The organism is Pseudomonas sp. S3_E10, from assembly GCF_054667615.1.
The window spans coordinates 5,766,146-5,775,665 of record NZ_CP162743.1; the positions used below are offsets into that span (position 1 = coordinate 5,766,146).

Sequence of the window (9,520 nt, forward strand, 5' to 3'; positions counted from 1 at the left end):
AGCTCGAACAGCGAGGGAAAAGTCGTCAGCTTCTGTCAGACCAAGGCAGGTGTCAAACCCGCATCAACGGAGTACGTACGCCACTGGATCAAGGACCGGTGCCCCCAGGACGTTGAGCCGGCGGGGTCTATGCTCCAGGAGCATTGGCCAAAGCAGTCAGCCATGTTGAAGGCTTTGACCATTGCTGCTCAACGGCGCTGAAGCGACTATTCGGCCCATACGCTCGTTACCCGGTCCATCGTTCAAGGAAACAATGATGCAGATTGAAAACAAGGTTTTTCTGGTCAGCGGCGGCGCTTCGGGCCTCGGCGCAGCCACCGCTGAAATTCTGGTAGCCGCCGGTGCCAAGGTAATGCTGGTGGACCTGAACGCCGACGCAGTGGCGGCCAAGGCCAGGCAGTTGGGCGATAACGCCCGCAGCGCGGTAGCCGATATCAGCCAGGAGACCGCTTGCGAAGCCGCCGTGCAGGCCGCTGTTGCGGCCTTTGGTGGCCTGCACGGGCTGGTCAACTGCGCGGGTGTGGTGCGCGGCGAAAAAATCCTCGGCAAGAACGGCCCCCATGGGCTGGCGAGTTTTGCCCAGGTGATCAACGTCAACCTGATCGGCAGCTTCAACCTGCTGCGCCTGGCGGCGGCGGCTATCGCCGAAACCGAGGCGAATGCCGATGGCGAACGCGGGGTGATCATCAACACCGCCTCCGTGGCGGCGTTCGACGGCCAGATCGGGCAGGCGGCGTACGCCGCGTCCAAAGGTGCGATTGCCAGCCTCACATTGCCGGCGGCCCGGGAACTCGCGCGCGTGGGTATTCGGGTGATGACCATTGCGCCCGGCATCTTCGAAACGCCGATGATGGCCGGCATGACCGAGCAAGTGCGCGACTCCCTGGCCGCCGGCGTGCCATTCCCGCCACGCCTGGGCAAACCGGCTGAATACGCCGCGCTGGTGCGGCACATTATTGAAAACAGCATGCTCAATGGCGAGGTGATCCGTCTCGACGGCGCCTTGCGCATGGCGGCCAAGTAAGGAGCGGTACTCATGAGTGATCCCATTGTTATTGTCAGTGCAGTGCGCACGCCCATGGGCGGCTTTCAGGGCGACCTCAAAGGCCTGACCGCGCCGCAGTTGGGTTCTGCCGCGATTCGTGCGGCGGTCGAGCGCGCCGGTATCGCCCCGGATGCCGTGGATGAAGTGCTGTTCGGCTGCGTATTGCCCGCCGGCCTGGGTCAGGCGCCCGCACGCCAAGCGGCGTTGGGCGCGGGCCTGGACAAGTCGACCCGTTGCACCACCCTCAACAAAATGTGCGGCTCGGGCATGGAGGCGGCGATCCTGGCCCATGATTCGCTGCTGGCCGGCAGCGTCGAGGTAGTGATTGCCGGCGGCATGGAGAGCATGTCCAACGCGCCGTATCTGCTGGACCGCGCCCGCAGCGGTTACCGCATGGGCCATGGCCGCGTGCTGGACCATATGTTCCTCGACGGCCTGGAAGACGCCTACGACAAAGGCCGCCTGATGGGCACCTTCGCCGAAGACTGCGCCCTGCATAACGGTTTCAGCCGCGAGGCCCAGGACGCATTTGCCATCGCCTCCCTGACCCGTGCCCAGGATGCGATCACCCATGGCAACTTCGCCGCCGAGATCGTCCCGGTACAGGTCACCGTGGGCAAGGAGCAGAAAACCATCCTCCACGACGAACAGCCCCCCAAGGCCAAGTTGGACAAGATCAGCAGCCTGAAACCGGCTTTCCGCGAAGGCGGCACGGTGACGGCGGCCAATTCCAGCTCGATTTCCGACGGTGCGGCCGCGTTGCTGCTGATGCGTGAGTCCGAAGCGTTCAAGCGTGGGCTCAAACCATTGGCGGTGATCCGCGGCCATGCGGCGTTCGCCGACGAGCCGGGGCTGTTTCCGGTGGCGCCAGTGGGGGCGATCCGCACGCTGATGAGTAAGACCGGCTGGGACTTGGCCGAGGTCGACCTGTTCGAGATCAACGAAGCTTTCGCCGTGGTCAGCCTGGTGACCATGAGCAAACTGGATATCCCCCACGCCAAGGTCAATGTCCACGGTGGCGCCTGCGCGCTGGGGCATCCGATCGGGGCCTCCGGTGCGCGCATCCTCGTGACCCTGCTCTCGGCCCTGCGCCAGAAAGGCCTCACACGAGGTGTTGCCGCCATCTGCATCGGCGGTGGCGAAGCCACGGCCATGGCCGTCGAATGCCTGTATTAAGGACTCTGCACCATGCTGCCCAATGACGAACAACTGCAAATCAGCGACGCGGCCCGGCAGTTTGCCCAGGAGCGCCTGAAACCCTTCGCCGCCGACTGGGACCGTGAACACCGCTTTCCCAGGGAAGCCATCGGCGAGATGGCCGAACTGGGCTTTTTCGGCATGCTGGTGCCGGAACAGTGGGGCGGTTGCGACACCGGTTACCTGGCCTACGCCATGGCCCTGGAAGAAATCGCCGCCGGTGACGGCGCCTGCTCGACCATCATGAGCGTGCACAACTCGGTAGGGTGCGTGCCGATCCTGACGTTCGGCAACGAGCAACAGAAAGCGCAATTTCTTACGCCCCTGGCCAGCGGCGCCATGCTCGGTGCTTTCGCGCTGACCGAACCCCAGGCCGGCTCCGACGCCAGCAGCCTGAAGACCCGTGCGCGCCTCAACGGCGACCACTATGTGCTCAACGGCTGCAAGCAGTTCATTACCTCCGGGCAAAACGCGGGCGTTGTGATTGTGTTCGCGGTCACCGACCCGGCTGCTGGCAAGCGTGGCATCAGCGCGTTTATCGTGCCCACCGATTCGCCGGGCTACAGCGTGGCGCGGGTTGAAGACAAACTTGGCCAGCATGCGTCGGACACCTGCCAGATCCTGTTTGAGGACGTGAAAGTGCCGGTGGCCAACCGCTTGGGTGAGGAGGGCGAAGGCTACAAAATCGCCCTGGCCAACCTTGAAGGCGGTCGCGTCGGCATCGCCTCGCAGGCCGTGGGCATGGCCCGCGCCGCGTTTGAGGCGGCGCGTGATTACGCCCGTGAACGCGAGAGCTTCGGCAAGGCGCTGGTCGAACACCAGGCCGTGGCGTTTCGCCTGGCCGACATGGCGACGCAAATCGCCGTGGCCCGGCAAATGGTGCACTACGCCGCGGCCCTGCGTGACAGCGGCAAGCCGGCCCTGGTGGAAGCATCGATGGCCAAGCTGTTTGCCTCTGAAATGGCCGAAAAAGTCTGTTCGGCCGCCTTGCAAACCCTGGGCGGTTACGGTTACCTGAGCGACTTCCCCCTGGAGCGGATCTACCGCGATGTGCGGGTCTGCCAGATTTACGAAGGCACCAGCGATATTCAACGCATGGTCATCTCACGCAATCTTTAAGGAGCCGATACATGAGTTACGAAACGATTTTGCTCGACGTCCAGGGCCGTGTCGGGCTGATTACCCTCAATCGCCCCCAAGCCCTCAATGCGCTCAACGCGCAATTGGTCAGCGAGCTGAACCAGGCGCTGGACGGCCTGGAAGCCGACCCGCAAATCGGTTGTATCGTACTGACCGGCTCGAAAAAAGCCTTCGCCGCCGGCGCCGATATCAAGGAAATGGCCGAGCTGACCTACCCGCAGATCTACCTGGACGATCTGTTCAGTGACAGCGACCGCGTGGCCAACCGCCGCAAGCCGATCATTGCCGCCGTGAATGGTTTTGCCCTGGGCGGCGGCTGTGAGCTGGCGCTGATGTGCGACTTTATCCTGGCCGGTGATGGCGCCAAGTTCGGTCAGCCGGAGATCAACCTCGGCGTGCTGCCGGGCATGGGTGGCACTCAGCGCCTGACCCGTGCGGTGGGCAAGGCCAAGGCCATGGAAATGTGCCTGACCGGGCGCTTTATCGACGCCGTGGAGGCCGAACGCTGTGGGATTGTCGCGCGTATCGTGCCGGCCGATGACCTGTTGGACGAGGCGCTGAAGGTCGCCACGCTGATTGCCGGCAAATCGGTGCCGATCAGCATGATGGTCAAGGAAAGTGTGAACCGTGCGTTTGAAGTGAGCCTGTCCGAAGGCGTGCGGTTTGAGCGCCGGGTGTTCCATGCGGCGTTTGCGACGCTGGATCAGAAGGAAGGCATGGCGGCATTCGTGGCCAAACGGGCGCCGGAGTTCAAGGACAAGTAACACGCTCCCAAGAACGCCGCTGACCCTAGGTGGGACGGGGTTGCTCCCTCCCACCTAGGTTTTTGTGGTGTCTCACTCAGAGCTGGTAGTTCTTCAGCTCTCTGGCAATCACCAGGCGTTGAATCTCGCTGGTCCCTTCGTAAATCTGCGTGATCCGCGCATCCCGGTAGTAGCGCTCCACCGGGTAGTCCTCCAGGTAGCCATACCCGCCATGAATCTGCATGGCTTGGGAGCAGACCTTCTCAGCCATCTCCGAGGCGAACAGCTTGGCCTGGGACGCTTCCGACAGGCATGGCTTGCCGGCACTGCGCAGGCGCGCGGCGTGCAGGATCAACAAACGTGCCGCGTTCAGGCGGGTTTGCATGTCGGCCAGCAGGTTGGCCACGCTCTGATGTTCAATGATCGCTTTGTCGAACTGCACACGGTCGCGGGCATAGGCCAGCGCCGCTTCAAATGCGGCGCGGGCGATCCCCAGGGCTTGGGCGGCAATGCCGATGCGGCCACCTTCAAGGTTGGACAGCGCAATCGCCAGGCCCTTGCCGCGTTCGCCCAGCAGGTTGGCCTCGGGCACGGTGCACTGGTTGAGGGTGACGGCGCAGGTGTCGGAGGCGCGAATGCCCATCTTGTGTTCGGTGCGGTCCACCACAAACCCTGGGGTCTGGGTGGGGACGAGGAACGCCGAAATACCTTTCTTGCCCAATTGCGGGTCGGTCACGGCAAACACAATGGCCAGCTTGGCGCGTTTGCCGTTGCTGACAAATTGCTTGGCACCATTGATCACCCACTGGCCATCGCGCAGTTCTGCACGGGTGCGCAGGTTATGCGCTTCGGACCCGGCCTGGGGTTCGGTGAGGCAAAAGCAGCCGATCGCCTGGCCGCTGGCAAGCTCGGCCAGCCAGGTTTGCTTCTGCTCAGCTGTGCCGTAGTTGAGGATTGGCCCGCAACCCACTGAATTATGGATACTCATCAGTGCGCCAGTGGCGCCATCACCGGCGGAAATTTCCTCCACCGCCAGGGCGTAGGCCACGTAATCGACGTAGGTGCCGCCCCATTCTTCAGGCACCACCATGCCTAGCAGGCCGAGCTCGCCCATCTTCGCCACCAGGGCGTCGTCGATCCAGCCGGCTTTTTCCCAGGCTTGGGCGTGAGGGGCGATTTCACCACGGGCGAAGTCGCGCGCCATGTCGCGAATCATTACTTGTTCTTCTGTGTATTCAATATCTTGCATGACTTATCTCGCAACCTGCTCGAAGTGTTGGAAGAAGCTTTCTACATGGGCGACAGCCAACCCGTGCAGGGTGGGCGGGTTCCAGCGAGGGGTCTTGTCCTTGTCGATGATCAGGGCGCGCACGCCTTCGATCAGGTCGCCGCGCTCGAACCATTGGCGGTCCAGGTGCAGCTCCAGGGCAAAACACTGCTCCAACGGCAGGCGCCGGCCACGGCGCAGCATTTGCAGGGTCACGGCCATCGCCAGCGGCGAGCGGGTCTGCATCAGGTGGGCGGTGCTGAGCGCCCACTCATGGCTGTCGGCGACGGTCACGGCCTGCAATTGCTCGACGATGCTCGGGATGTCCGGCTGGGCGAAAAAGTGGTCGATCGCCGGGCGCAGCGCAGCCAGCGGCGCATCGGGCAGTTGTTGCACGGCCAGCTTGGCCAACAGGCCTTGCAGGTCTTTTAGCGCAGCGTCGTGCTGCCATTTCAGCTCATTGAGCTTCTGGTCCAGCTCAGCCAGCCTGGCGCTGTCCAGGTACCAGTCCGCGAGGCCGCAATACAACGCGTCGGCGGCGCGTATTTGCACGCCGGTGACGCCAAGGTAAATCCCCAGTTCACCCGGAATGCGCGGCAGAAAGTAACTACCGCCCACATCGGGAAAGTAACCGATGGCCACTTCCGGCATGGCCAGGCGGCTGCGTTCGGTCACCACGCGCAAATCCGCGCCTTGCACCAGGCCCATGCCTCCGCCCAGCACAAACCCGTCCATCAGGGCCAGGACCGGTTTGCGGTAATGATGGATGGCCAGGTCGAGGGCGTATTCCTCGACGAAGAAGTCTTCGTGCAAGGTGTCGCCGTTTTTGAAACTGTCGTAGAGGGAGCGGATGTCGCCGCCGGCGCAGAAGGCCTTTTCGCCAGCCCCGCGCAGGACCACGGCATAGACGCTGGGGTCATCGGCCCAGGCCTGCAGTTGTTGGGTGAGGCGGCGGACCATGTTCAGGGTAATGGCGTTCAAGCCGGCCGGGCGATTGAGGGTGAGGTGACCGATATGGTTACGAACGTCGGCCAGTACCTCTTCCTGGGGTAACTCGGCACGGCTTGCTTCGGATGGAACCTGAGCAGTCATCTATAACTCCCTGCTTTTATTGTTCTTTATCAAGATGTTCGCGAGCGAACCTTCTCGTGATCGTACCAGTGCAAATTTGCCCCGTACAACCCGGAATCATGCAGGTCGTTTTTGCATTTATGCAGGACGCAGCGCGGCGTCAGGGCACGCGGCTTGCCAGGACTTCGCCGATGCTGCGTCGGCGCGCGTGCGTCTCGGCGGCGTGAATCAGTTGCTCGAGTTCCGTGGGCGCCACGTCGTAGAACTGCTCCATTTCGGCCAATGCCAGCTTCAGGTCGGCGGCGGTCACCGCCGGGTCCCGAGCGGCCTCGTGGTGACTCAACATCGGCGTCGCGGGCTCAACGGCCCCCTTGGGGTAGCGAGTGCGCGTGGCGTTGTTATAGGCCAAGGCACAGGCGAGCAGGGCGCCAGCCCCCAGCAACACTGCGCCCAATTCATGCCAGCCGAGGGCGGCGGAGGCCGGGTCGGCCAGTACCAGGGTCATGGCCAGGCCACCGGCTGGCGGGTGCAGGCACCGCAGCCAACACATCAGTATCACGGCCATGCCGGCCGCCAGGCAGGCACCGCCCAATGTGCGCCCGAGCACGCGTGCCACCAGCAGCGCCACGACGCCTGCGCACAGGTAACTGCCGATGATCGACCAGGGTTGCGCCAGCGCACCGGATGACACGGCAAACAGCAATACCGCAGAGGCGCCCAGCGGGCCCAGCAGGTGCAGAGCCACCGGCATGCCGAAAACCTGGGCGCAGAGCCAGACACTGAACAAAGTGCCCAGGGCCATGCCGATCGCGGCACGGCTCCATTCGGTGGGACGGGTGTTGATAGCAGCGGGGAACCAGCGAGCACGCATTGAAAAGGATCCATAAACGACGGGCAAAAAAAAGGCTTGTCTGGTTGCCCGGAAAAGCCTCTTGAAAGTTCCTGCATTTGGGGGAGGAACCTGCGCAGTGTGCCGTGGCTGGTAAGGCTGCGCCAATGCATATTAATGCAGGTTAAATACAAAAATAGTGAGCTCAAACGAGGTCGGTATCGGTCTCTTCGCGGAATACATGGCGCCGTAGCGTTTCCTGCATCCCCGGCTCGCCGGCGAGCGGCCCTTTGAGCGCGACCAGGGCGTTGCGCAACGTCATCAGCCGATCCAGCGGCGCAATCGGCAGATAGCCGATATGGACCTCATCGCGGGCCAGGGAAACCGGGGGATCCAGCGAAACATCATTCGGCACGGCGTCGTCCTCTCACGAAGTAGGCCCCGTTGGGCGGCGGCCTATAGCGTCCTTGTTGTTATCCATGGCCCGTGGCGGTAAAGGCTTACCGCACGTGGCCATGGAGTTTACAGTTGGGATCCGCGCGCCGAACAGTGAAATGACATCGGCCGTTACGCATAGCTATGTAGGAGTCTTCTGCGCCCCAGGTTCAAGGTTGCGAGCTTTTGGCCAAGTGCAGCAGCACATAGGGGTTTTTATCGAATTCCCCCATCAGGGTCGGTTTGATCGAGGCAAAACGCGGGTCTTTCAGCGCCTCGAAATCCGCCTGGCTCATCACCAGCCAAGCGGGGCCTTGCAGGGGCGTGAGGTCGGAAGCCTGCTGGGTGAACAACGGCACCTGGTCGCAGTCGAGGTTGACCATGTATTTGATGGCCTTGGCGTCTTTGCCCAGGCCATGCAATACCACCGGCGCCCGCTGCTGCATCACTTGTTCATGCACGCGCAGGGTAAACGTGCGGGTGTCGTAGAGCACGCGCTCCAGCGGCTCGACCACCAGAATATAGGTGGCCCACACCGCCAGCACCGCCGCGAATGCCGGGCCCACTGGCCGCAAGCGCGGCTTGAACAACGCCAGCAGTGAAAGGGCCTGCAACAGGCCAAGCAGGCCAAACACCCACGTCAGATGGCTCAACTGTTCGGGGTAGCGTGACCGCGCAAACAGCAGCGCGCTGATCAGCAAGGCCGGCAACAGGGCCCAGAGGGTCAGCATCAGCCCGCGCAGCCAGGCAAACATGCGGCCCTGCGCCACTTGGAACGGGTACGCGGCAATGATCGCCGCCATCGGCAACATCGCCAGCACATACCGCGCCTTTTTCGCCTGGGGAATCGACAGGCCCAGCATCACCAGCACACCGGCGGCCGCGCAGTACAACAGCAGTTTCTCTGCGGGCTGCGGCGAGTGCCGTCCACCCAGCGCCACGGCCAGCAACACCAGCAGCGCCAATGGATAGGCCAGCGCGTAGTTGCCCATTGAACTGGTGAAGTAATACAGCGCGCTGCTTGAACCTTCGCTGCCATCCATGCGCCCCAGGAACTGCATGCGAATCACGTCTTGCATGAAGCTTTCGCCACCGCTGAGCTTGGCCATCAGCAACAACAGGCCGACGCAAGCGACTAGCAACGCCAGGGCCAACAGACCAAAACTGAACAACTGGCGCCACTGCCGGTTGATCAGGTAATAGCTGCACAGCACGCCGGTCGGCACGACAAGGCCAATCGGCCCGCGAACCGCAAACCCCAGGATCAATAGCAGGTACAGCCAATGCAGCCGCTTACCCGCGCCGAAGTGATCATGGGCGTAACCCAGGTAGAACACCGTCAAGGTAATGGCCGCGAGCATTTGGTCCAGGGACACGGCGCGGGTTTCGCTGATAAAGGTACTGCTCAACAGCATCAGCGCGATGCTCAGCAGCCCCCAGCGCCGGGAGTAGGGCGCCGTAAGGCGATACACCAGGACCACGATCAGCGCCGAGGCAATGGCCGTCGGCAACCAGGCCGTAAGGCTGGTGACCTGGCCCAGGGGCAGCGACAGCAGCCAGGTCAGCAGCGTTGAAGTGGCCAGGTAATCGGCGTACGGCTGGCCGTAGGTGGTCGGGAAAAATCCCGGGCCATGGCGCAGCATTTCTTGGGCAAAGAGCACGAAGCGTGAGTCGAAGCCGATAATCGCCTGGTGCCAGCTGCCTGCGATAAACAGCAACAACGCCAGCAATCCCAACCCGAGGGATTGGCGGCGGATCGTTGCAGTGAGCAGGGGCGTTTGGACGTTGTTCAC

The 9,520-nt window shown here is 62.8% G+C and carries 9 protein-coding genes; 4 read left to right on the plus strand and 5 right to left on the minus strand.

Annotated elements, in window-relative coordinates:
- Positions 1-256: 256 nt before the first annotated feature.
- From AB4N98_RS26430 to AB4N98_RS26445, 4 genes are read left to right on the plus strand one after another with little or no spacing between them, the layout of a single operon-like run.
- Entirely contained in the window at positions 257-1,024 is a 768-nt protein-coding gene (locus tag AB4N98_RS26430; protein ID WP_460149066.1) for an SDR family NAD(P)-dependent oxidoreductase, read from the plus strand.
- A 12-nt stretch (positions 1,025-1,036) separates the two neighbouring features.
- Positions 1,037-2,221 (plus strand): acetyl-CoA C-acyltransferase, encoded by a 1,185-nt coding sequence (locus AB4N98_RS26435; protein ID WP_068931850.1) that lies wholly within the window; start codon positions 1,037-1,039, stop codon positions 2,219-2,221.
- Positions 2,222-2,233: 12 nt separating this feature from the next.
- A complete protein-coding gene (locus AB4N98_RS26440) occupies positions 2,234-3,361 on the plus strand; it encodes an acyl-CoA dehydrogenase (RefSeq protein ID WP_017528041.1) in 1,128 nt (375 codons plus the stop codon).
- Between the two features lie 11 nt (positions 3,362-3,372).
- Positions 3,373-4,146 (plus strand): enoyl-CoA hydratase, encoded by a 774-nt coding sequence (locus AB4N98_RS26445; RefSeq protein WP_068931849.1) that lies wholly within the window; start codon positions 3,373-3,375, stop codon positions 4,144-4,146.
- Between the two features lie 76 nt (positions 4,147-4,222).
- Here AB4N98_RS26445 and AB4N98_RS26450 read toward each other — a convergent pair whose 3' ends face one another.
- The 5 genes from AB4N98_RS26450 to AB4N98_RS26470 form a co-directional block, all read right to left on the minus strand.
- On the minus strand, positions 4,223-5,374 hold the full coding sequence (locus tag AB4N98_RS26450) for an acyl-CoA dehydrogenase family protein (RefSeq protein ID WP_017528039.1): 1,152 nt from the start codon (positions 5,372-5,374) through the stop codon (positions 4,223-4,225).
- A 3-nt stretch (positions 5,375-5,377) separates the two neighbouring features.
- The gene (locus tag AB4N98_RS26455) at positions 5,378-6,484 is read right to left on the minus strand and encodes an enoyl-CoA hydratase/isomerase family protein (RefSeq protein WP_017528038.1); all 1,107 of its coding nucleotides are present in this window, start codon (positions 6,482-6,484) and stop codon (positions 5,378-5,380) included.
- Positions 6,485-6,623: 139 nt separating this feature from the next.
- A complete protein-coding gene (locus AB4N98_RS26460) occupies positions 6,624-7,334 on the minus strand; it encodes an HPP family protein (RefSeq protein WP_017528037.1) in 711 nt (236 codons plus the stop codon).
- A gap of 163 nt (positions 7,335-7,497) precedes the next feature.
- Positions 7,498-7,707, minus strand: a complete 210-nt coding sequence (locus AB4N98_RS26465) for a type VI secretion system contractile sheath small subunit (protein WP_017528036.1) — start codon at positions 7,705-7,707, stop codon at positions 7,498-7,500.
- Between the two features lie 190 nt (positions 7,708-7,897).
- Positions 7,898-9,520, minus strand: a complete 1,623-nt coding sequence (locus tag AB4N98_RS26470) for an ArnT family glycosyltransferase (RefSeq protein ID WP_137220105.1) — start codon at positions 9,518-9,520, stop codon at positions 7,898-7,900.